This is a genomic window from Peribacillus sp. NPDC097197, assembly GCF_050278025.1.
Taxonomy (GTDB): domain Bacteria; phylum Bacillota; class Bacilli; order Bacillales; family DSM-1321; genus Peribacillus.
The window spans coordinates 203,303-228,930 of sequence record NZ_JBNNST010000001.1 but is presented as its reverse complement, the minus strand read 5'-3'; the positions used below and the strand labels follow the sequence as shown (position 1 = coordinate 228,930).

Here is a 25,628-nt window from a genome sequence, read left to right as displayed (position 1 = left end):
TATTTTCTGGTAGAATACTAGTAACGTAGACTATTTTACTAGGAGGTTTCATTTCTTGATACAAGCTAAAAAACTTTTCCTTACCCTCTGTACCCTTTTTCTCTTCATTGCCATTCTACAGCCAAGTTCAACGCATGCCGTTTCCAAAACAGAGACCGCAGTCGCCAATGCGGAAAAGGCAGCGTCCACTTTATATACGTTGAGTTATCTCCCTGGTAAAGCGACCGGGAAAAACCTGCCTGAGAAAGAATATAAATCGGCAAACACCAAGTATGCGACAGCTCTAAAGGAAGTCAATAAGCTATCCAACGGCAAGGCGAAAACAAAGTATAACAATCGTCTCAAGAAAGTGAAGACAAAAGTGGACACTGGAAAGGTTTATATCGCCGCTGTTAAAGCCGGGAAAGAAATAGACAAAAAACGGATGAAACTAGAAAAGGCTTTGAAAACCGGGCCCTACACGCAATCCGCTCATACGGCATACCTTTCCCTTATAGCCACCTTTGATAAGCAATCCATTAAGGTCACTCAGGTAAAAGGAACCAAAACAAAAGAAAAAATGAAATCACTGTATATCAAGCCTGTCGAAAAGCATAAGAGGAATTTAAAAACGGTTTCGACCGTGAAACAGGCCATTAACGATACCAAGAAAAATATGAATGCCACTAGCCTAAAGATCCTGCCATATTATAAAAAGGTCATTCTATATATCGATACGATTTCCAACACAAAACAAAAGGCACAACTGAAGAAGGAATTCAGCGCAATACAGAACGACCTTGCCAAGAAGGAATTCTCAAAGAAAGATCAACTTGGCGAATGGGTTGCCCTTCAATCTGACTACGATAAGGTAGATGGCCTTATCTCTCGGGGAAAGTCAGATGCAAAGGTCCCACAAATTCGTGATTCCATTATGAAAAAGATAAAAGCTCTTCCTTCTGAAAGAAACTTATTGGAGCAAAAACTAACGACCATCATGTCCGACGTGTTTCTAAGCACGAAAGAATTAAAAGCCTTGCTAACGAAGAAGGCAATCGAAAAGAACATTCCACCTGAGGTTGTTAAAGCCATTGCCAAAACGGAGAATGGAAAGTGGCACCAATTCACGAATGCCGGCGACGTGTTCACAAGTTCGGATGGTGGGTACGGAATCATGCAGATCACGCCCCAATCCAAAGAAGACAAAAGCTATGATTGGGATAAAGTAAAGTATGATACGGAGTATAATATTCAGGCCGGCGTAGAGATCCTACTAAAAAAGTGGGACTATGCCAATGTGAAGAGACCTGTATTGCCTAAGGTCAATCACTATAAAACAGACATTCTTGAAAACTGGTACTTTGCCATCATGGCCTATAACGGTCTATCCGAACGGAACCACCCGGCTGCAAAGGCTCCTTATCAGGCAAAGGTCTATCATTTGATTAATCAACAAGCCTTTGTAAATCCTTATATCTTCACCAAAGATGATGTGGATATCAAGGTTAGCGACAGCATCCTGAATTTCCAAAATAAGCTGTCTTATCAAACACCTAAACAAACAAAATCCACTCAGCTCCATAAAAAAGGAGCCTCATTCACGTTAAAGAAGGATACGCTATTTAGAAATGAGCCTTCGACAACCAGTTCCAAAAAGCAAACATTTAAAAAGGGAACGACATTCAAGATTGTAGAAAGCTCCATCGAAGACAATAATGCCGCCAACTTGTTCAATTGGTACAAGATCCAAGTATCAGGTTCGAAAACAATTTGGTATATCGCCTCTTCCAATGTTCAATAACGAAAAAAAGGTACCGATCGGGTACCTTTTTTTCGTTTATTTATAACTCGGAACATCATACACGACCGTATAACTATTGAGTAGAGAATAAAGCTCTACATAATTTTTGGTCTGTTTAACGGCCCAGCCAATATCACTGGCATATTGATGGGTGGCATACCCTTTCTCCACCAACTGATCTGGATTCCATCTCATTTTATAAAGCGTATCCTGACCGGCATAAATATAGTTTTCCGCTGCGAATTGCGCACCTTCCACGATAGCCTTGCTTGGGGTTGTCCAGCCTTCATTGAACGCCCTTCTTGCACCGCACTCCAAAGCGCAGCTATCATAGGCACCGATTCCGTACATATTGTAAACCTTGGCTTCATAATCCTTCGCATCATCCGCCAATACAACTATCTCTTTTTCCTTATTGGCTGCATAAACGATGTTGCCTTTGCTGTCTTTTTTCGTTTTCACTTTGATTCCCTTAGCCAGCCTTGAGGACCCTCTTCCCGTTTCAAGATTAGCATGGGAAATAAGATAGATTTCGTTCACGCCATACTTGAACCCAGCCTCTAAGAATGAACTTGCTTGATCTTTCAAGATCCCCTTATCATGGAGGATTTTTTGATTGATTTCACTTTCATTCAGTGCGGAGAACATTGATAGTTTAGCAAATTGATAATAGGACGTATCCGATTTCGTAAAGTTACTCGGATCCATATAATACTTCGTATCAGCTTTGGAAGCACTAACCCAACCAGTTGTAATTTTATAATACTTCTTCTTATCGATCGTTTTATTATCTTGGATCGTCACCTTCGCGTTCTTCGATAACGAACCTAATTTCCTTGAGTCCGTTGTAATGATGTTTACCTTTTCCTTCGTTGTCCCGCTCGTCTTCGTCGAAGCAAGTTTCACACTGCTTGCAGGGATGAAAGCTTCATATTTTTTATCAGTTTGCGGGTTAGTCGACATTTGCTTCGACAGGGCGGAATCCAAGGTCACATTATACCCGGTCTTTGCTGCCCTGGTGATATTCGATTTCTCTTTTAAATCCACCTCAACTTTAGCAAACCCCGTATTGTCATAGTACTCCACTTTGATGACATGAATGCCTGCATCCAATTTCATCTCTATGTTAAAAGGATGTGTTCCATTTTTCCATTGATCTACTTTTTTCGTTCCATCTACATATACCCGTATCCCATCATTAGCACCGCCTGATAAGATATACGTACCCGAGCTTGTCAGCTTTGTCCGTTTCTCGAATATCGCTGAAAAATGATTGGTCGGGATTCCAGTGGCTGGCTTTTTCGTGCCCCAATCATAGTCCAATGTAGCGGCACTTTGATAGACCTTGTTCCCCGTCAAATCCTGGTTACCATATAAGGTCACTGCCCATCTTTCTAACGGTGTAACCTTTTCCGATTCCTTAAGATCGACTTGTAATTGCGCACTTCCACTTTTATTATAGTATTCTACTTTTATCGTATGAGTCCCTTTTTTCAACGTGAGGTTCTTTTCGAAGTTACGCGTGCCATCCTTCCACTCGTTTACTTTCCTTACGCCATCCACATAAATGCGGACGCCATCGTTCGCTTTCCCCATTAACACGTATTTCGTATCTTTTTTCACGACCACTTTCTTTTGATAGATAGCCGAATATGTACCTTTTGCTATTTTATCAACCGGGGCTTTTGAACCCCAAGAAAATTTCAGATTGCTAGCCGTGGTACTTACTGGCGTTCCCGTGAAGTTAGAACTTGGGAAAAACAAGCCTGTCCATTTGTCTGTTGGGATGGTCTCCGGTACCTTTTCAACGTCGGCATTCAAGTAGGCATTGCCCTTTTGATCATAATATTGCACTTCCACCTTATGATCTCCCTTTGCCAACATAAGGTCCTTCTTAAATGAATGAGACCCATCTTTCCAATAGTCTACTTTCTTCTTACCATTTACATAGACTCTTACACCGTCATTCGCTTTTCCGGAAATACGGTATTTCGCGCCCTCTTTGACCGTAAGCGTTTTCGTCAACTTAGCGGAAAATTTATTGACCGGAATCTTTGCTGCCGGGGATTTAGTGCCCCAGGCAAAATTGATATCACTTACCGTCTTCTTGACGGCGGTTCCTTTGAAGTTAAGTTTCGGATAATACGTTACGCTCCATTTACCACTGCTCGCCTCAGCAGTCGTCCCTGAAAATCCTCCGCTTGAAAATAACACCAATCCTAAGGTAACTACGCCAACCATTAACCACTTTGTTTTGATAATTAACTCACTCCTAGTCCAATTTTATCGATATACTGTTAATAATATCGTATATATACATAAATTGTTAAGAAAAATGAGTAATTTTAGCATAAATAGGGTACTAACCACCTAGGTTGAATCACTCATAGACATTTTTAGAGGTGATTCGACACACTTCTCAAAAGGAAAATACTAGGTTGCGCTTCAATCCATGATACTATTTAGATATGAATCTTCTAGAACAACTCAGGAGGAATATGTTAATGAAAAAATGCATTCCCATGCTCTTTATCCTTCTATTCTTTTCGACGGACTGGTCACTTGCCTATGGTTCCGAAATGAATTCGAAGCCGAATGATAATCAGAATCAAGTGTCTTCTTCCACCACAAGCTATCAAACCGAACAACTAATCATTAAGTTCGATAGGGAGACTACCTATAACGTTAAAGAATCCATATTACAGAGCATTCAAGCAAAAGAACTCCAAACCATCCAAAACGGAAACTTCACCCTCATTTCCCTCCATGAAGGAATGGATAGGCAAGAGGCCATCACCTCTCTTAAAAAGTGGGATGAGGTAGAGGCGGTAGAGCCCAACTATAAAGTGAGGACGAGCTATATTCCTACAGATTCGGGTTACTCCAAACAATGGTACGCAAAGAAAATCAATATGGATACAGCTTGGGACCTAACCAAAGGATCGCCAGACATTAAAGTAGCCGTCATTGATGCTGGCATCCAAGCCACTCATCCCGAACTGAAGGACCACATCATCATGCCATTTAATGCTGTTACCGGGAGCAACAAAACGCTACCTTCGAATGACCACGGTACCCATGTTGCCGGCATTATCGGTGCTTCTCTAAATGGAAAGGGAATCGCTGGGATTGCCCCAAACGTCAAGATTATTCCGGTCAACGTATTCAGTGAAAATGAGGCGGATATCTTCACAATTGTCGATGGGATCGATTATGCCGTTAAATCTGGGGCGGATATCATTAATCTGAGTCTGACAATGGAAGATTATACAGAGGTATTGGATTACTCCATACAAAGTGCGTGGAAGAAAGGGATCCTCATCGTAGCTGCAGCCGGAAATGAGGATACAAAGACTGAACAGTATCCGGCCGCGTTAGAGCATGTATTAGGCGTCAGCGCCACAACAAAACAAGATAAGAAAGCTGATTTCTCCAACTATGGTGCATCTATCGATTTAGCTGCACCTGGTCTGGATATCTACTCTACTGTTCCTTGGAATTCCTATGATGTCATGAGTGGGACATCCATGGCTGCTCCAGTAGTCAGCGGCGTGTCCGCATTGGTTTTATCGAAGAATCCATTCCTTACTCCAGCAGAAGTGGCGGATATCTTACAAACATCCAGTAAGGACCTTGGAGTGATGGGCCGAGATGATTTCTATGGACATGGCCGTGTCGATGCCTATAACGCATTGACCCATACTCCAGGACCCTTATCAAAGCTGACGACATCAAGCCAAACACTGATCGAAGACGGAACGAATTCCCTTTCCCTTTCGTTCAAGGCAAAAAAGGGAACGAGTATATCCGTTTTCATTCATGATGCCAACAATAAATCCATCCGGAAACTTGTGACAAATAAAAAGTCGGACGGGCAGGTCTTTTCAACGAAGTGGGACGGGAAATTGGATAATGGCTCCTATGCTCCTTCCGGGAAAGTGAAAGTCACTGTGAAGATTTCCAGCAAGAAACATAGTGTTTCCAAGAGCACGTATGTCACGGTAAAAGATGAGGTAACGCCTGAGCTTACTTTCAATCAGAAATCAATTAGTTATTCCCCACTCGGAGGCGATCAATTGGAAATTCCTTTTCATCTGAACAAAGTTGCTGTATTAACATCAACTCTAGTGGATAACACCGGTTTGAAAATAGATACCCTATCAAAATCTAAGACTTTCAAAGGTGGGAAGAACACACTTTTCTGGGATGGAAAAACCAATAGCAATAAACAGGCGAAGGATGGGGTTTATTCGCTCCAAGCCTCACTACTTGATATGGATAAACATACAGGAAAGAAGAAGATACTTAAGGTAGTCGTTGATACTAAAGCCCCTAAAGCAACCATGAAAAATTCAAGCACAGTTTTTAAAATGACGGGGGCTTCTACAATCACCACAACCATCACCAAGAATGAATCGGTTGCTTCTACTATTTCCATTATCAATTCAAAAGGTGACACCATAAAAAAACTAGAATCGTTGCGAAATCATCAAAAAGGAAATCATATAATTACCTGGGATGGAAGGATATCCAATAATATCTATACAAAAGAAGGAACCTATCAGTTTAAAGGAAAGTTAACCGACACCGCCGGAAATACCCGCATATTAACAAGCACCCCTTTTAAAGTAGTCGACAAAAGAATAGGAAAGTGAGTGAGATACATTTACCATGGTGAAAAAACACTCACAATATAGGAGAAAACAACTGAAATTACACAACTATTTTACAACAAAATAAGTCAGTTAATTTATACCATTTTATCCATGTAACATAAATGTAATATATTTTTTTCCATTTAGTTTGTTAGAATAGGGAAAAAGACATGTTAGAGGTGGAATACGTGAAAAAGAGTATCGTTGCAATTTCGACATTAGCCGTCCTATCTTCGACTTTTGTTTCTCCAGCCCTTGCCAACTCGTATACAGTAAAAAGCGGTGATACCTTAAGCAAAATCGCCCAAAAACACAAGACGACCGTAAAAGAGTTAAAACTACTTAATAACTTACAATCAGACATGTTAAAGATCAATCAAAAGATTATTACGTCTAAATCTCAAACAACAACTAAAATAAAAGCTACAACAGCGTCAGTTTCCGTAGAAAAAACAAAAAACTCCACTTATACCATCGTACCTGGAGATACGTTAACAAAAATCGCCAACAAACATAATCTTACACTCGCTGAATTAAAAAAACTAAACAACCTGAAATCCGACATGATATATGCCGGTAATAAACTGATTGTTTCAAGCTCTAAAACAACCACGACCATTGATTTACCGAGCAGTGCCAAGCCAGCGAATGTCTCAACACCTAAAGTCAATCCCACTTCGAATACATATATCGTTGTAAAGGGCGACACCCTATCAAAAATCGCTAGACAGGCAAACATATCAGTAGCTGACCTTAAATCATACAATTCCTTAACCTCCGACATTATAAGAATCGGTCAGAAATTATCCCTGGTTAAATCGGCAACTCCAGCTTCTGCAGTAGAAACTCCTGAAAAAGTAACAGACTCAGGTAATAAAGTGGATACACTCATTTCTGAAGCAAAAAAGTTAATCGGCACCCCTTATTCCTGGGCAGGAGCCTCCCCTTCAGGATTTGACTGCAGTGGATTCATTTACTACACGTTTAAAAAAGCAGGCTATGAAGTATCCAGACTTTCTTCTTCCACCTATTATGATATGGGCAAGAAAGTGTCTTCGCCAAAATCAGGTGATCTCGTTTTCTTTGCGACTGGATCAAGTAAATCCGTCGTCAGTCATATGGGCATCTATTTAGGAAATGGACAATTCATTCATGCTTCTTCAAGCAATGGAATAGAGATTAACAACGTTTCAAACTCCTATTACAAAAGCAAACTTATAGGCTACAGAAGTCTATAATTCTTTTCACCAGACTATATTTCTATAAGTCTGGTATTTTTTATGTAAAAATTATAATTTATTCTAGTTATTTATGTTAATATAGTCATTATTAACTAGATACTAACTAGAAAAGGTGGCACAATATGTCCAGATTTCGTCTTTTATTACTTTCACTCATCGTCCTCTGTGGAACTTTCCTATTCTCGAATTCTACTTTTGCCAAGTCAATTGTTAATCCTAACCAAACCTATTCCACTACCACAATGTTAAAAGATATAAAAAAACTAGAACAGACCTATCCAGGACTAGTCAAAAAAGAAGTCATTGGGAAATCCGAATACGGTCGTAATATCTACGCTGTCTCACTTGGAAAAGGAGAATCCAAAGTCTTCATTAATGGATCTCACCATGCACGTGAATGGATCACGACCAATCTCAATATGGATATGTTAGATACATATGCCGCTGCATATAAAAGCAACTCCAACATAAACGGCTACAATGTTAAAAAGCTTCTCAATAATACGACCATTTGGTTTGTGCCAATGGTCAACCCGGATGGGGTCACCTTACAACAATACGGTCTAAAATATTTTCCTACAAAAGACCATGCCAAAATCATTAAAATGAATGGTGGCAGCAAGAATTTCAAGCGCTGGAAAGCCAATGCCAAAGGCGTGGATTTAAACCGACAATATAGTCCTAATTGGAAATACCTTGGTGGTCCTAAGGTTCCCTATTATAAAAATTACAACGGATCAAAAGTGGCGGTCGCATCCGAAACGAAAGCTCTACTATCATTTGTAGATAAAATCGACCCAGAAATGGCCATTTCATACCATTCGAGTGGACAAATCATCTTCTGGAAGTATCAGCAAACCGGAAGCCGTTATGCCCAAGATGCCAAATATGCAAGTAAACTAAGCAAAATAACTGGCTATAGCTTGGTTAAATCGAAATCATTCGGTGGAGGTTTCAGCGACTGGTTCTCCAATGTAGAAAAAAAACCAGCCTTCACTATTGAAGTGTCGCCAGCAGTTGGTGAAACCCATGTACCCCTTAGGAATTACGCTAGAATCTGGAGTCAAAATGCAAGCATCGGCCTATATACAGCACAAGAAGGATTCAAGCTTTACGATACCCGCAATACTGCAGCTAGTGATAAAGTGACCACGCAAATCAAAACATATAATAAGACAGCAGCAAAATTAAAAAACTATTACTCTACCGACATTAAAAGCCAAAGTAAATTGAAAGTGACCAGCGCACATCTGTCCCTATATAACAAAATGAATAAAGAAATTAAAAAACAGGAAAAGGCAATCGCCAAGCTTCCCGCTAAATATCGTACAAAGCCAAATGCAGCATTAAAAACGACTAAATCATATCGCGATAACTCTCTGGCCTTTATGAATGCTATTCATGCTGGAGACGATCTTATTCAAACAAATAAGAAGTTAGCGGATCACTTAACAGCAGGAAAACTAAATAGTACAACATTTACTACCTATGATAAATTGGTCAAGCAGACCAGCACTACCGAAAATAAAATCAAAAAAATGTTCAGTAAGAGTGTTCAAAAATTGGCCACACTCAAATATGTCACTCCTGCTAAAACCAACAAGAAAAATGCAGACTACGATATAGCAAGATATGAATTATTATTGGATATGGAAGAACAAGTGAATAATGAACAATACGATGATGTGAAAAAAAATATTACTAAATATAAAAAATTAAAATCTACTAACTCCTACAAAAAACTAGAAACTATGTTCAAAAATAGGCTAAGAGCAATTGAGAATGAGCTTCTTCTGCTAGAACCAGATGTCCCGACAGTACCTGAACAGCCTGCGCCAATTGAAGACCCGGAAGTTCCGGACCCAGATTCTGAAGTTCCAAAAGACGGCTCAGACGCTTAATAAGAATAACCACCAATCCCAGTGAGCGAAGGAATCTTTGTCATTTAGATTCCCTCGCTTTTCCCATTTAAAAAAGGTAAATATGTACTGCATGTACAAAAAGAAACTATTCTTTTTTTAGTAAAAAAAAGGTATATTAGACATACCATCTAGGTATTTTTTCACACTTTTCCATTTAAGTGGAATGGTTCGAGGAGGAACACAAATGAGATCAGAACGTAAAAAAAAGAAAAGAAAACGTAAATCGTTAAAAGTATTGGGATTCATCCTTCTTATCCTTTTCATTGGTGGAGGAGCTTATGCAACATCTATATACCAGTCCCTATTAGGAACAATAAACACTATGCAGGGTACTGAGCATAAAACAGATAAACGCGTCGAAGATATAACGTTTAAAAACAAGGACCCCTTTTCATTACTGATACTAGGAGTAGATGAAAGAAAGAACGATAGTGGTCGTTCAGATACGATGATTGTCATGACAGTAAATCCTAAAAAAGAATCAATTCAATTGTTAAGCATCCCCCGAGATACGCGTACAGAAATTATCGGGAGAGGTACAACGGAGAAAATGAACCATGCTTATGCCTACGGTGGCGTTACTATGTCGATCAACACAGTCGAAGCCTATTTAGATATACCAATAGATTATTACGTAAAGATGAATATGAAGGGCTTCCAGGACATTGTTAATGCTGTTGGCGGCATCACAGTCAATAATGATATGAACCTCAACTATAAAAATTACAGCTTTGCAAAAGGAACAATTGATTTAGATGGTAAAGAAGCTTTGATATATTCCCGCATTCGAAAAGAAGATCCTCGCGGTGATTTCGGTCGACAAATGAGACAGCGACAAGTGATACAAGCGGTCATTAAAGAAGGCGCAAGCTTGTCCACTTTGACCAATTATGATGATATCCTTAAAGCCATCGGAAAAAATGTAGAAACTAATTTAACGTTCAATGAAATGTTAAGCATTCAGAAAAACTACAAATCTTCCCTCAATAATATTGAACAATTTACACTTGCAGGAGAGAACCAACGAGTTGATGGACTTTGGTATAACATTGTATCCGATGAAACAAAAACCGAAGCACAAAATCGTTTGAAGATGCATCTTGGCATATAAGAAAATGAGGGAGCCACTCCCTCATTTTCCAAATCAATCACCTCAGGTAAGGCTTCCCCTAATTTAATCAAACGTTTGATTAAATCATTAAACCTTCAACCATTCTTAATTTGGATTCTATGGAATAGTACTGCCTAATCATCAACATTCTATAGGCATCCCTCTAATCCAAAGAAACTTTAACTTTAATGTGGTGTCAGTTCTTACTAAACTACCTAGTAACCTTCAAATGGCTAATGAACCCTCTCATACAAAGCAATCGGAATCATTAATTGTAAGCGAACACATTCATGATACAGCATGACTACTCAGTATTTTGTCAGATAGATATTTTACCTAATAGAAAAAGATAGGTATAATATTAATGATTGAATTATTTGAAGCTTTTTACATAGTTGCCATAACAACGAATTATCATTGGAGGGAACAAAACATAAATGGATAATCATGACGAAACAAATGATCTTTTAAAGAAGTTGCAGGAGAATCCTCCTAAAATCATTGGTGGTTATAAGAAACAAGGATGGGCAGTAAAAACTCTCGAGAAAACGAGTAACCCAGATGTGGAAAAGGAAGAAGATAACCTTATTACCGCTAAAGCCGTACTTATGGCTAATGATGAAACCTACTACCCTGCCTTCTTGACTTTGGACATGGAGAAACATGGACAAATTAAAGGTGTGTATCTTATTTCTGAAACGGAAGAAGAATTCACTTTGATCCCTTTTGAATTAGCCCTACCACATACCGGTAAGGGAGAAAACGAGCTATTACCCTTGAACTATCGAACCCTTGTGAAAATTGAAGGCGATCAAGTACAAAAAAACTGGCCGGAATTTTCTTAATTCCTCAAAAAACCTTGCTATCTAAAAACCTAAATATTCTTAATCCCATAACTAATTAACTTTTATGGGACCATAAAAGCCCTCATCGCTTATGAGGGCTTTTCAGGATCTTTATACAGAACTAGGCGGATATACTTTCCAACGTGACAAATCAGGATTTTTCTTTTTCACGAGTTCTCCTGGAAAAATAAATGTCCAGGGCTTACTTGTATTTGATTTCACTTCAAAGTTATCAAGGGAAAAACCACCTTGGCAAACTTGATCTCCATCCGCATCCTCGACAATCAATGGCAGTTTTTCAATCTTAATTTGCTTTTCACTACCATTCCGAATTAAAACCGTGACGGCTAATTGATCATTCTCCTTGAACGTAGCTTCTAGTCCCATGAAGTTCACTTCGCCTTGGTTAAGCTTGGGTAACCCGGCAACAAGTTGTTGCAGATTCTTCTGTTGAGCATCCGAAAGCTGCTCTCTCCATGTTGGTGCCAAATCCAATGCATGTTCTTGAGGCGCCTGATTTTTCAGTTCAAAAGCTATCTTCCAGCCATTGTCCGGAATCTCGGCTAAGGTATCTTCTTCTTCAAATAAGAAGCTCCATGGCATACAAGAAACAGCAGGGATTTCGCCCATTTCCGATAAATCAAATGACTTCTTCGCCAAAGCTTGCCCGTTTTCATCCAATAATAATAAATCCACTACTTCAAAGCGGACCGCTTTATCTAATGTATTACGGATGAAGGCCATAACCACTACTTCCTCTTCAAACCTTGATAATTTAACTCCTGAAATGGAAATTTGATTTGGTTTTAATGACGGCAATTGTTGATGGTGGAACTGGTAAACATACTTTTCTTGCTTGGAAAAATCAGAGTCATCATGAAAAACCAAGGTAGTATAGATCGCATCTTCTGCATTTGAGACAGACTCTTCCGCTGTTGCTGTCTCGATTTTGACTTTTTCTTTTGCTTTTCCACTTTTACTAAACAGACCCATTATTCATCTTCCCCCTTCTCATCAAGTTCCTCTTCTTGATCCCTTTGGCTTTTTACATACTCCATAAAGTGGACACTGATGCCTGACTCGATTTGACCTATAAGCTGTTCGAATTGTACAAGCGCTTCTTTTTCGAATAACATATAAGGGTCTTGTTGACCATACCCGCTTAACCCTATGCCTTCCTTCACTCTATTCATTTCGTCTAAATGACTCATCCAGTTCGTATCAATTTGTTTCAACATAAAGGCACGTAACCGGCTTCCCCACTCAGCATCCTCTTGTAAAGTCAACAACATAGGTTCCATTTCATTGAATGCAGTAAGTGCCTTTGCTTCCACTTCAGAACGGTTAAGACTTTGCAAATCGTCCTCTTTCCAATCCAACGATAAGTAGACAAGGGACAGCTCTTCAATAAAAGCCTTCGAATTCGGCTCTTCCATATATTCAGGATAATACTTCGCCACGAGCTTACGGATGTAATTCTCAATATATTCAAGGAGAATTGTAAACATTTGATCCGTTTCCATGTCCAGAATCCGATCTCTCATCGAATAGATAATTTTACTTTGCTCATTTAAAGCGTGTTCCAATTTCAGCAAATGATTACGGCTAGACTGATGTGTTTGCTCAATCGTTTCCTGAACCATTTTCACGAATTTTTCCGGAGCAGGACTTACGACCAAACCGGTTTCATCTGTTTTAACTTTCTTTACGTACCGTTCAATTTCTTCTTCCTCATAGTAGACAAACAAATCGTCCTCTAAAGAAATGATAAATTGTGTAGAGCCCGGGTCACCTTGCCGACCCGAACGACCACGTAGCTGCATATCGATACGATTGCTTTCATGTCGCTCCGTACCGATAATATGAAGACCGCCCAATTCCTTAACATCTTCATCCAGCAAAATGTCCGTACCTCTTCCAGCCATGTTCGTTGCTAACATTACTTGACCCTTTTGTCCGGCCTTGGCGATAATTTCCGCTTCGCCTTTTTCCGTTTTCGCATTGAGGATCTGATGTTGGATTGTTTCTTTCTTCAAATGAATGGACAACGTTTCCGATTGCTCAATGGAAGTCGTTCCAATCAAAATTGGCCTTCCTTCATTATGGATACGTGTTACTTCTGAAACGATTTTTTTGATTTTACTTAATTCATCTTTAAAGATTAAATCTGGTTTATCCTGTCGTTGAATGGGCTTATTCGTTGGAATTTCAATAACAGGCAGCTGATAGGTTTCCCAAAACTCCTTTTTCGAAGGCATGGCACTTCCCGTCATCCCTGAAAGTGAATGATATAAACGGAAATAATTTTGGATGGTAATTGTAGCCTGGGTTTCATTCTCTTCAGAAATCTCCAAGCCTTCCTTTGCTTCAATGGCCTGATGGAGACCTTCACTAAAACTTCGGCCCTCCATCACCCTGCCAGTAAATTTATCTATCAAGGATATCTGTCCATCCTTGACGATATAATCGACATCCAATTTCATAATGGCATGTGCTTTAAGTGCTTGCGTCACATTATGCAGTAGCTCTTGATGCTCTATATCATATAAGTTATCTACTCCGAACGCCTTTTCAATCTTGGATGCGCCTTGATCTGTTAAAAAGGTAGCCCTTGATTCGTTAGCAACCTCAAAATCCTCATCCTCTTTAAACGACTTCATAATTTGAGCAGTAATATGAAACAGCTCAGTTCCATCGCTTGATTTGCCTGCAATGATTAACGGGGTCCTTGCTTCATCAATCAAGATGCTGTCAATCTCATCGACAATGGCAAATCGATGTCCTTTTTGCACTTTCTCTTCTTTTCGAAAGACCATATTATCCCGAAGGTAATCGAAACCGAATTCCGTACCTGTCCCATAGGTAATGTCTGCAGCATAGGCTTCCTGCTTTGCAGAAGGAGCCATTTGTGAAATATTCAAGCCGACTGTCAGACCCAAAAATTCATGCACCTGCCCCATCAAATCCTTATCCCGGCTGGCGAGATACTCATTTGCCGTGATAATATGGACGCCTTTACCTTCCAATGCATGTAAATAACTCGGCAAGGTTGCAACAAGAGTTTTCCCTTCACCCGTATTCATTTGAGCGATTGCACCCTCATTCAAGACAAACCCACCTACGAGCTGAACATCATAGTGCCGTAGACCCAATACACGTTTCGATGCTTCCCGCACTACGGCAAAAGCCTCAGCTTGAATATCCATTAACGTTTTTCCAGAAGCTAGCAAACTTCTAAACGTATCTTTCATACCTCTTAATTCATGATCCGAATATTTTTCAAACTTACCCTCTAGTTGGTTCACATTATCTACAAGCTTATAAATTCGCTTTAAGTCTTTAGAACTCTCATTAAATATCTTTTTCATACCAGTTAACATAGGGTTTTCTCTCCTATAAAATCAATTGAACGCACTATAGAAATTATATCATATATAGTTATAAACTGGAGTGTTAGCAATAATTACCTATATGAAGTAATTAATAGAATTAAAGGTTTAATACTCACTTTTTTATGCATAATTTGACTTTTGTAACAGAAATGTAATGTAAAATGTCGTTTATTGTAACAAGACTATATTACTATGTAAGAACCAATATTTGTTTCAGGAGGAAAATTCATTGAAAAAGTTATTTAGTAGTCTAGTTGTCGCTGCCGTCTTATTGCTTTCACCTCTACAGCATCAAGCATCTGCTAATATTGGTGATCAAACGTTAGAACCGAAAATGAAACATTCCGACGTACGCCAACTTCAAAAACTTCTGAAGTTTAAAGGTTACTATAAACCATCAGGCTCCTACTCAAATAATTATAATGAATCTACTACAAAGGCAGTAAAAGCTTTTCAAAAAGACCACAAGTTAAAGAAAAATGGGATATCCAACCGATCGACCTTTAATGCCTTGGGCGTATACAACATAGATAATGACAAATTAATAGAAAAAGCTAAGAAATATATGGGTGTACCATATAGATGGGGCGGAACTTCTCCCAAAGGTTTCGATTGTTCTGGGTTCATCTACTATGTCTTTGAAAAGTCACAAGATGTCGTCTTGCCACGTACAGCTGCAGATTTGTATTCTAAAGTTGGTTTGAAAACATCAGAACCTGAACCAGGGGATCTTGTATTCTTTAAAAATGGCAAACGTGTTTCACATGTTGGAATATACATAGGTGATAATCAATTCATCCATTCTGCCACTTCTAGAGGAGTTAGCATCTCAAGCATGGACAACTCCTACTGGAAGCCGAAATATATCGGGTCAAAAACCCTATAATAAAAGAAGGTTCACTGAAATAAATTTCAGTGAACCTTCTTTTATTAGTACACTCTTTTTCCTCTCTGCACTATAAATGATTTCCGACTATCTTCATATATTAGAACTCGGTAAACTAACATTTCATACGATTTCCTAAAAATACTTATTGTTTTTTTAGAATTGTTATTCAGGTTTTAAAGATAAGTATCTTAATTATTAAATCACCCAAAAAGTGAATGAATAACCATTCATATACATTGTTCTTAAAGAAATTTAAATTAAAATCCTACTTTAGTATCTTTTGTTTGTCCAAATAATTACTATTTTATGAAACTTTAATCCTAAAAATATCTAATTTCAAATAATATTTTGTCAAAAATAAGAAGGAATTAGAATAAATGGTCAGAATATACTTATAAAAGTTTGATTGGACGGCTCCCAGTCATCCTTTAAAAATAAGAGTTTATAGGGGGTTATGTATGAAAGGATCAGGATTTCAGTTTGGCGGCTCCCAAAATAGGACGGGGTGGATCATTGCTATCGTCGCTGTCTTATTAATCCCATTTATCTACGCAGCACTTATACTTACTGCAAAATGGGGGCCCTACGACAATTTATCCAGACTTCCTGTCGCTGTCGTCAATAAGGATATAGGCGGCACTTCAGGCGGGAAACCGATTAATGTCGGCAATGATTTGGTAGCTGAGTTACGGTCTGGCGATACCCTTGGCTGGGACTTCGTTGATGAAAAGACCGCTAAAAAAGGGTTGGAAAATACCGATTACTACATGGTCATTGAAATTCCGGAAAACTTCTCACAGAATGTAACAACAGTCTTGGATACAAATCCGGTAAAACCTGAATTGATCTATACACAAAATGAAGGGCTACACTTTATGGCTGCTCAAGTAACCAAAAGTGCTACAGAACGTATTCGTGAAAGCTTGGCGGATAAGGTAACAGCCACTTATACGACAAGCTTGCTCAATCAACTGGGTGATATTGAAAACGGTTTCAAAGATGGGGCAGATGGTTCTCAAAAAATCAATGATGGAGCCGGAGAACTGAAAAATGGTACCGCTCAAATCCTTGACTCCCTGAAACAAAAGGCACCAGACATCGCAAGGCTTGCGAGTGGGGCAGCAGAATTAAAAGCTGGAACAAGCGTGATGTATAGCTCTCTTGCTGGTAAACAGGGAGACATCGGCAAGTTAGCGGATGGTGCTAAACAAGTAGACAATGGCGCTCAGACCTTAAATGGCGGAGCTAGAAAATTAGATGCTGGTGCCAATGAGTTAAACGCCGGGGCAGGTAAGCTTAATAATGGAGCTCAAGCACTGAATAGTGGTGTGAACCAAGTCAATAACGGGGCCCGAAAACTCAATGGCGGTATTAGTCAGGTTAACGATGGCGCTCAAAAGTTGAACACTGGTGCCACTTCTCTGAATGCCGGGGCTCAGCAATTAAACGGTGGGGTTAATCAAGTCAGTGATGGCGCTCAAAAACTGAATGCGGGTGCCAGTTCTATACATGCCGGTGCTGCTTCTCTGAAAGGTGGCGCTAGTCAAGTCAATGATGGAGCCCAAAAATTGAATAGTGGAACAAAAGAATTAGTGAATGGAGCCTCTACTTTGCAAGGTGGTGCCAAGCAAGTATTAGATGGCTTAACAAGTGCGGAAGCAGGAAGTAATACATTAAAGGCAGGCATTTCAACTCTTGCTGAAGGTAGCAAAGGAGTTTCTACAGGTGCAGCGGACGTAAACTCTACAATAAAACAATTAGCCCCAGGCGCTAATACTGTTGCATCAGGCTTAGCCGAACTTGCCGAGCAAGTACCTGGACTTAAGGCAAGTCCAGATTTTCAAAAGCTATTAGAAGGAAGTCAACAGGTTGCTGGCGGTCTCGGGTTATTAGCAGAAAAAACTCCTGGTTTAGTAGCGGGAGCTAATCAGATATCAGGAGGATTAGCCAGCGCATCAACAGGGGCTAACACTTTAGAAGCTGGACTAAACACTTTAGTAGCAGGACAAAAGCAAGTCTACGGAGGAACGCAAACTCTTGCTAAAGGTGCAGGGGACCTCTCCACTGGAGCCAGTCAGCTTGCAACAGGTACCGGTTCATTAGCGGCAGGTACCACAACTCTTGCAGCCGGAACTGCTACTTTGGCTTCTGGTAGTAAGGACCTTGTAGCCGGAACTGGAACGCTTGCTAAAGGCAGTAAAGATCTTGCAGCCGGAGCTGGCACGCTTGCTAACGGCACTAAAGACCTTGTGACTGGAACCGGAACACTTGCAAAAGGAAGTAAAGACCTTGCAGCTGGAACCGGAACGCTCGCTAAAGGCAGTAAAGATCTTGTAGCCGGGGCTGGCACGCTTGCTAACGGTACAAAGACCCTTGCTTCTGGAACAAGTACTCTAGCGGAAGGTGCTGGTAAGCTTGCCGCTGGAACGGGAACGCTTGCTGCAGGTAACCAAACTGTGAAAGCCGGATGGAACGACCTTACAATTGGTGCAAACAAACTCGATAACGGAATGACGCAAGTGAGTGACGGCACGAAGACCGTGAAAACAGGTTGGAGTACTTTATCCGATGGTGTCCAACAAGTAGACGGTGGCGTCGGACAAATCAAGGATGGCAGTAAGACATTGACAACCGGCTTATCTGGCGGTGCTGATAAATTAAGTGCCATTAACACGGATGAAAAGAACATTGCCATGTTTGCGGCACCAGTGGAATTGAGTGGAAAGTCCATCAATACATTCCCTGGATACCGTTATGCGAATGCTCCATATATCCTTTCGTTAGCATTATTCGTAGGGGTTTTGGTCATGGCTTGTCTCTTCAACTTACAATTGCCAGCGGTGACAGAGGGTTCCGCATTTAGATGGTACGCGATCCAATTCAGAAACATGGCAGTGCTCGCGATAGCTCAGGCGCTCATCGCATCTGTTTTCGCTTCCTTCTATTTAAAATCAACCTTTACAAACGGGATCATGTTAATCCTATTCTCGGTATTCATCAGCTTAACTTTCTTGGCCATCGTGTTCTTCCTAGTGGCTTTAGCTGGAAATATCGGACGTTTTTTAGCTTTTACTTTCTTAGTTTTACAACTATCCACAACAGGTTCAAGCTTACCAGTTCACATGCTCCCAGAAGGATTGCAAACATTAAGTCGTTTCTTACCACTTACGTATACAATTAACGGCTTTAAATCAGTCATAACCCTTAACAATTTTAGTTTATTCTGGTCAAGTGTCAGCGTTATCGCCATATTCCTAGTCGTGTTCGCTGCCCTTTCCCTTGCAGTTATTTGGTTCAAGTCCAGCAGAAATTCAGAACGTGCAGATGTTGCAGCATAAAAGTTTTTACCTTCCTGATATTCAGGAAGGTTTTTTTTATGGATCTCTACTAATAATAGAAAGACATACATCTAATGGAGGATTCCACATGACTAATAAAATCAGATGCATTCAACTATTCATACGCCCGTATGGTCTAGCATTAGTATCCCTCCTCCTCATTTTCCTGGCCTACCCGATTCATGGACAAGCTCAAAAGCCTCCCAAAAATGTAATCCTGCTCATTGGCGATGGCATGGGTGTAGGGGCCATCGAAATTGCCCGCCAATTCGAATATGGTAAATCCGGGGTGCTTCATATGGAAAAGTTAGAACATGTCGCCCTGATGCGCACCTATTCCGCTAATAATTATGTGACCGATTCAGCGGCCGGAGGGTCAGCCATCGCCACTGGCATCAAGACCAATAACGAATCGATCGGGGTTGACTCGACTGGAGTAGAGATCGACAGCATTCTTGATGCCTTTCAAGCACATGGAAAAAAGGTCGGGCTCATTTCCACTAATATGGTTGTCGATGCCACCCCCGCCGCTTTCGGCGCCAGCGTAAAAAACCGCTGGACAGGTGGTTCCCAGATTGCCCGGCAGCTATTTGATCATCGGATTGATGTCATTCTTGGCGGTGGCGCTTCCTATTTCGAGGAGGAACGGCAAAATGGCGTCGACCTTGTCGCCAAATTTAAAGAAGCCGGTTATTCATTTACGGCGAATAAGGAAGAACTCGCTTCCGTTCAACACCCTAAAAAACTGCTAGGGCTATTCCACCCCACCTATATGAATTTCAAGCTGGATAGAGAAGTGGTCCACTCACAGGAGCCCACGCTCTCCGAAATGACGGCAAAAGCACTTGATGTCTTATCTCAAAGTGACAACGGATTCTTTTTAATGGCGGAAGGGGCACGTATCGATTCAATGGAACATGCCGCAGACTATCCAGGAATTTGGAAAGAAACGATCGAATTTGATCAGACGGTAAAGAAAGCTGTCGAATGGGCCAAACAAAGGAAGGATACCTTGATTGTCGTGTTGGCTGACCATGAAACGATGGGAATCTCCGCTTCGGAAACGATGGATATCACTGCATTGAAAAAAATCAAAGTATCTACTCAGTTTATGGCCAAGCAACTTACCTTTGATAAAGACAATAAAATTGAACCAAACAGCGTCATTTCCGCATTCAAGAACTATGCCCAGATCTCTCTTACACCTGAAGAGGCACAACAATTCATCGAACACGTAAGAAGCAATAGAACGCTTGTCTACCCGCAGCATAGCATCGATTGGGAAATCGGCAGTACCATCGCCAAACATTATAAAGCTGGAGTAGCGGACCGAAGTATACGTGCAGCCAGTTCGACAGGAGGGCACACCGCCAATATGGTACCTGTCTTTGCAACCGGACCTGGAAGTGAGGCATTCGACGGCGTACTCGACAATACAGACATCTCACAAATCATTGCAAAAGCGGCCGGCGTTCCCTTTACCCCAGGCCAACAATTATCCCAAAACTAGGGCTGACACATAGTCAGCCCTAGTTTTTTATATTTCATGCTTTAGCCAAAAGGGATCGAACATGTATTATAATGATTCATATATCAAGTTTTACATAGAAAGGAAAAGACCATTTTGGAATTGAATATCACGTTATTTAGGATGATTAATGATTTAGGAAAAGAGCACGCTTATCTAAATCCTGTGTTTGTTTTTCTTGCTGACTATTCATTGTATTTCTTAGCTTTGGCTGTTGTCGTTTTCTTTTTTACACGTAATGGTAGGAATAGATTGATGGTTGTATGTGCAGGCCTTACATTTATTTTGGCAGAGGTAGTGGGGAAACTAGTGAGCAACCTCCATACCAATTATCAACCATTTTCCGTTTTGGACGATGTGAATAAATTGATAGAGAAAGATATCAATAATTCTTTTCCTAGCGATCACACCATCCTCTTCTTTTCCTTTTGCATGACCTTCTGGTTATTCAGCAAAAGCCGATATCGTTTTTTATGGTTGATTGTAGCAGTACTTGTGGGAATATCGCGTATAGGGGTAGGCGTTCATTATCCCGCTGATGTTCTTGTCGGCGCATTGATTAGCACGGTCGTATCATTTATTGTTTACAAAGTTGTCCCAAAATCAAAGAACATTCAGCGTCTTTTGAATAAGCAAGAGAATGTAGAAAAAACTAAATCGGCAGATTTATAACACATAAGAACCGCTAGTTGAATTCAACTAGCAGTTTTTTGTTTACTACTCATGAAAGACATCTTCTTTAGGAATTTAATCATAGCTGGTTTGTTAGTCTATTTTGAGACAAGGTAGATTTTTTCGGTATATAAGATATATTCGTTATATTTGTTATTGATCCGGATAAAATTTTCTGCGGTATTTATCGCTAGATTGTTTGAAAGATCATGTTTGTTTTTCTTACTCAATACATTGTAAGTAATATCGTATTGAGAACCTGGTCCTGCATTCTTCCAGGTGGTAAATTGAACAGGTCGGCCAACTTTTTGAAATGTATTATTCTTGAATGTCGGGTTTTTCGCACCACTGGCTAAAATCCCTCGTTTTCCAGGCTCGCCGTTTTCCACATTTTTTATTGTATTGTTAATGATTTGTGCATCAGACCAATTCATAACCCGAATCGCATCGCTACGTGTTTTCTCTATGTTATTTTTTTGGATAACTACTTTATCATGATATTTTGCGCCGGAATACTTATGAGTCCCTATCGCACGATCAAGATTTTTGAACGTATTATTTTCGATGGTAATATGTTTGTTGGCTGTTTTATCAAACTTACTCCAAGTTTGGCTCCACCCAAGCGTGGTTCTGTCTGGTGTATCAATATTAATCGCTTCTTTATTTACATTTTTGGATACTTTCGAATCTATAAACGTATTCTTACGGATCATGACATGATCCGAGGCATCCATTTCAATAAAATGGCCGGAGAACATATTCTTAAAATGGATATTCTCCACCTTGATGTTTTTATTATGACCCATGATGATGGCGATGCTGTCTTCTATATACTTTAAATCGACAGTAACATTACCTTCGCCGATGAAGGATATATTCTTCTCTCCATTATATTTTCCATACACACCCTTCTTAGAGGACTTGGATGGCCTTATAAGTTGGAACATGGATTTGGCTGCAACGAACTGGTTCGTTCCCGTTTTCTTTCCTTTAACCAGCTTTACGCCATCCTTCATCTTGATTGTTACGTTCGAAGGAACATAGAGTGTATTACTGATTGTATACGTACCTTTTTTCAGGACAAGCGTACCGCCACCTTTTTTCTCTAACTCTTCAAGGTATGAACGCAATAAATAATAATGCTTCGTATACGAGTTATATGTAGAAAAATTCATCATATTATTCTTATAGGTTTTGCTTGTTGGTGATATGGTATAAGTTGGTTTTGCCGCTGCCTCTGCTGAATATGTAGGTAATAACACGCTGAACAATAACATAGCGGCTATCCATAAAAATCCAATCCTCTTTCTCATGTAGCAAACTCTCCTTTTTCCTGTTTAATTCTCCATATTAATAAAGTCATTTTTTAACATACTTCCCTATAATATCATTCATTCGTTTGTTATGAGTAGATTCAGCTATAAAAACCCCATTTTTTTCTAAAATTTATTCAAAAAAATGCCATCTCTCAATGAAATGGCGTCTCGAATCGTTATTTTTTTATATAGGTTTTGGATACATACCCGCTTTTAGTACCGTACTTCACTTTGTACCAGTTCCCTTGTTGTGCTAAGATTGTAACGGTCTGATTTTTCTTAAGCTTACCGACAATCTTCGAGGTTGTATTGGCTTTCTCTCGTATATTTAAAACAGTTGCGGTCACTTTTCCTGTTGTTTTCTTGATCGTGATTTTCGTTGTAGCCATTCTTTGGTTATCACTTGCGTCACTCGCGGTGATGAGGGCTGTATACGTGCCGTTGGATACATTTTTAAAATTCCATATAGCCGACTGATTCCCCTTCTTCAACGATTTTGCACTAGTTGGAGTGGCAATTACTTGCCCTTTGCTATTTTTGATTTGCATCGTAACCTTAGCATCTTCGTTTATATGATACGAAATGCTTGCCTTTTCAGTGCTGTAATTCCCTGATGTGTCGATGCTTGTAATTTTCGGTGCCGTTGTATCTTTACTTACCTGAATCACCTGTGTTGCCATACCCCTATTTCCGCCTCGATCTGTTGCGATAATCTCTGCGATATAGGTTCCACTACTGACATCTTTTATGTTCCATGTAGCGGACTGACTCCCCTTTTTCAAGGCTTGTTCACGAACAGGAGTGGCTACAACATTTCCCATGCCATCTTTAATCGTTAAGGAAACGATCGCATCTTCATTCATGCTATACGTAATGCCGACCTTATTATTAGAATAATCCTCTGTCGCCTTTACAGCAGTGATGCTCGGTGCTGTTGTATCCTTATTCACTACAGGCTCCTGTTCAGGCTCAGCATCGGCATACTCCCTTACAATCGTCGTGTTCGGGTAATAAAATCCTAAAATCTCTTGATACGTTTGGCCAAATTCAGCTCTATATTTCGCTCCATACTGACTCATTCCAACCCCATGGCCAAAACCTAGCCCATCTATGGAAACTCTCTCCGAATTGGTTGATATGGAATCCACTACTAAATAACTCTTCATCTTATCCGTACCTACCATAGCCCGGATCTTTGAAGCAGGGACATTCAGTTCCGTAACTGTTTGCTGTACTAATTTGCCTTTCTCATCAAGCATATCCTTCACATAGAAATTCAATTGGATGGAGCCCTTTGTCACTCGTCCTCCAGAAGTTTTATCTGATAAAGCTAAAACAGGAATATCCGTAATTTTAATATCCTTTTTGTTATAGCCATTACTTTGAAGCCAACTTTTCAAGTTAGGAACGACGGCTGTATCCTTTTCCTTAACACTTGTCCACCAATCTCCCGGCTTCGATAAATCTTTTTTGGAAAGATCAATTTGCTGCTTATCCAGTGAAACCGACCATTTTATTTTCGGATCAAACGGATCCTCTTTAATGTCCAGATAAGCTAGAGGTTTACCGCTTGTCCAGACATTGGAATTCAGTTCCGTCATGCCGCCATTGCTTGAAGAAAAAAGCGCCTCAATCAACTTTCCATCATGCTTGATAACAAGCCCCTTTGTTTGTTCCACCGCCAAATTAGAGCGGTCATGACCGTCGGCTCCTCCATATACTTGGTAAGAAACCGTATCATCAATCACCTTAGACTGAAAACGGAGTGCGTAGGTACGGGCTGCGATCGTTTGGGCTTTCACGGCCTCAATATGCCATAGGGCCGGCATTTCCCTAGGAACGACTCCCTTTACATACTCCTCAATATGAACATGGTTGATTGGCCGTACATAACCGCCTTCAACCGTGAACTCCAGTGCTCCAGGATACTGACGGTTGTTAATGGTTAATAGGGAATCTTCCTTAACCGGTGTTACGGTAAACGAAGAATATGCTTCTAGCTTCTTTGCATTCTTGTATACAACAAGCCTTCCGGTCTCCACTTTAACCGTCAGTTCCTCCCCGCTCTTGATAAAGAGCGCATCATCAGATGTTAGATAGTCACCTGTTGCCGTTACCGTCACGGATGTTTGATTACCCAAATAGTTTCTCAGTTTCACCTTCATCTCTGTAGATCCTTCTGCTGCCACTGCTTCATATGCTGGAAATGTAGAAAAAATGATAAAGAAAGCCATACATATATACCTCAAACTTCTCATCTTACTTCCGCCTCATCTCTATACTTTTTTATAGATAAAAACTTTGATAGATTGCTATATTAGTAATATCGGCAAAGTTAGTAGGATTCTAAGAGGTATATAGTAAATTAGTCACAAATAAGAAATTTCTAGCAGACCAGCTTATACCATATGTTTTAATTACCTTGGCTTGAATTTAGCTTATCTTTTAACTTCTTGATGTGTTCATTATTATCCTTCTGAAATACGTTGTTATTTCTTGAGGTTTATTAAATTCTAGGCTTTTTTATTTTTTTCAATTTTTGCATGGGATTTTTCTAAATGAAGGGAATGTTAAAGAGGGTTGTATTTCTTGGTTATTTATTTTAAAAATATATCTCTCAAGCCCATTAGAAATTTGCTATCTCGCATCGTGGTCTGGGAAGGTTACTAAATGTTCAGCAATGAATAATAGTAGCCTTTGACGTTTATTGATGGTTTCGTATTGTAAACCATTGATTTTAGCGAACCTTTTGGTAGTAAGTTGTTGTATCCGTACAAAGCATACAAGATGGATGAATATACTTCCCATTCACTGCATCAAACTCTTCAGCTTTTACACGCCATGTTCAGCCTTAAAAGCAACAATAAATTTGATTGTTCATTCTTATCAAATTTTCTTCTCTACAATAAAAACGCATACGTAATCCATTGCGGATTCGT

The 25,628-nt window shown here is 39.9% G+C and carries 15 protein-coding genes and 1 pseudogene; 10 read left to right on the top strand and 6 right to left on the bottom strand.

Going from position 1 to position 25,628, the window contains the following annotated elements; translation table 11 throughout:
* Positions 1-55 precede the first annotated feature (55 nt).
* The gene (locus ACQKL6_RS01060) at positions 56-1,780 is read left to right on the top strand and encodes a transglycosylase SLT domain-containing protein (protein WP_427650308.1); all 1,725 of its coding nucleotides are present in this window, start codon (positions 56-58) and stop codon (positions 1,778-1,780) included.
* Positions 1,781-1,816: 36 nt separating this feature from the next.
* On the opposite strand, the gene ACQKL6_RS01055 is transcribed toward ACQKL6_RS01060, so the two are convergent.
* Positions 1,817-4,021 carry a PA14 domain-containing protein gene (locus tag ACQKL6_RS01055; protein WP_427650306.1) on the bottom strand — a complete coding sequence of 735 codons (2,205 nt, stop codon included), beginning with the start codon at positions 4,019-4,021 and terminating at the stop codon, positions 1,817-1,819.
* 263 nt (positions 4,022-4,284) lie between these two features.
* On the opposite strand from ACQKL6_RS01055, the gene ACQKL6_RS01050 reads away from it, so the two are divergent.
* From ACQKL6_RS01050 to ACQKL6_RS01030, 5 genes are all read left to right on the top strand, one after another.
* Positions 4,285-6,435: a S8 family serine peptidase gene (locus tag ACQKL6_RS01050; protein WP_427650304.1), complete on the top strand. Its 2,151-nt coding sequence runs from the start codon at positions 4,285-4,287 to the stop codon at positions 6,433-6,435.
* Positions 6,436-6,605: 170 nt separating this feature from the next.
* Entirely contained in the window at positions 6,606-7,673 is a 1,068-nt protein-coding gene (locus tag ACQKL6_RS01045) for a LysM peptidoglycan-binding domain-containing protein (RefSeq protein WP_427650303.1), read from the top strand.
* 125 nt (positions 7,674-7,798) lie between these two features.
* Positions 7,799-9,577 carry a M14 family zinc carboxypeptidase gene (locus ACQKL6_RS01040; RefSeq protein ID WP_427650301.1) on the top strand — a complete coding sequence of 593 codons (1,779 nt, stop codon included), beginning with the start codon at positions 7,799-7,801 and terminating at the stop codon, positions 9,575-9,577.
* 205 nt (positions 9,578-9,782) lie between these two features.
* Positions 9,783-10,709, top strand: coding sequence for an LCP family protein (locus tag ACQKL6_RS01035; protein ID WP_427650299.1), 927 nt, complete (start codon positions 9,783-9,785; stop codon positions 10,707-10,709).
* 437 nt (positions 10,710-11,146) lie between these two features.
* Positions 11,147-11,554 carry a hypothetical protein gene (locus tag ACQKL6_RS01030; protein WP_402954722.1) on the top strand — a complete coding sequence of 136 codons (408 nt, stop codon included), beginning with the start codon at positions 11,147-11,149 and terminating at the stop codon, positions 11,552-11,554.
* Between the two features lie 111 nt (positions 11,555-11,665).
* On the opposite strand, the gene ACQKL6_RS01025 is transcribed toward ACQKL6_RS01030, so the two are convergent.
* Positions 11,666-12,547, bottom strand: coding sequence for an accessory Sec system S-layer assembly protein (locus ACQKL6_RS01025; RefSeq protein ID WP_427650297.1), 882 nt, complete (start codon positions 12,545-12,547; stop codon positions 11,666-11,668).
* Complete coding sequence (secA2, locus tag ACQKL6_RS01020; protein ID WP_427650296.1) at positions 12,547-14,934, bottom strand: accessory Sec system translocase SecA2; 2,388 nt, start codon at positions 14,932-14,934, stop codon at positions 12,547-12,549. The genes ACQKL6_RS01025 and secA2 overlap by 1 nt, the downstream gene beginning before the upstream one ends.
* Before the next feature lie 241 nt (positions 14,935-15,175).
* Between secA2 and ACQKL6_RS01015 the strand changes: the two genes are divergently transcribed.
* From ACQKL6_RS01015 to ACQKL6_RS01000, 4 genes are all read left to right on the top strand, one after another.
* Complete coding sequence (locus ACQKL6_RS01015) at positions 15,176-15,832, top strand: NlpC/P60 family protein (RefSeq protein WP_402954731.1); 657 nt, start codon at positions 15,176-15,178, stop codon at positions 15,830-15,832.
* A 461-nt stretch (positions 15,833-16,293) separates the two neighbouring features.
* Positions 16,294-19,173 carry a YhgE/Pip family protein gene (locus ACQKL6_RS01010; RefSeq protein WP_427650294.1) on the top strand — a complete coding sequence of 960 codons (2,880 nt, stop codon included), beginning with the start codon at positions 16,294-16,296 and terminating at the stop codon, positions 19,171-19,173.
* A gap of 88 nt (positions 19,174-19,261) precedes the next feature.
* Entirely contained in the window at positions 19,262-20,683 is a 1,422-nt protein-coding gene (locus tag ACQKL6_RS01005) for an alkaline phosphatase (RefSeq protein ID WP_427650292.1), read from the top strand.
* Positions 20,684-20,824: 141 nt separating this feature from the next.
* Positions 20,825-21,373, top strand: a complete 549-nt coding sequence (locus ACQKL6_RS01000; protein WP_427591510.1) for an undecaprenyl-diphosphatase — start codon at positions 20,825-20,827, stop codon at positions 21,371-21,373.
* A gap of 98 nt (positions 21,374-21,471) precedes the next feature.
* On the opposite strand, the gene ACQKL6_RS00995 is transcribed toward ACQKL6_RS01000, so the two are convergent.
* The 3 genes and pseudogenes from ACQKL6_RS00995 to ACQKL6_RS00985 form a co-directional block, all read right to left on the bottom strand.
* Positions 21,472-22,686 (bottom strand): right-handed parallel beta-helix repeat-containing protein, encoded by a 1,215-nt coding sequence (locus ACQKL6_RS00995; protein ID WP_427650290.1) that lies wholly within the window; start codon positions 22,684-22,686, stop codon positions 21,472-21,474.
* Positions 22,687-22,865: 179 nt separating this feature from the next.
* The gene (locus ACQKL6_RS00990) at positions 22,866-24,947 is read right to left on the bottom strand and encodes a SpoIID/LytB domain-containing protein (RefSeq protein ID WP_427650288.1); all 2,082 of its coding nucleotides are present in this window, start codon (positions 24,945-24,947) and stop codon (positions 22,866-22,868) included.
* A 436-nt stretch (positions 24,948-25,383) separates the two neighbouring features.
* A pseudogene (locus ACQKL6_RS00985) lies at positions 25,384-25,534 on the bottom strand (IS1595 family transposase); the annotation flags it as partial.
* Between the last annotated feature and the right edge of the window lie 94 nt (positions 25,535-25,628).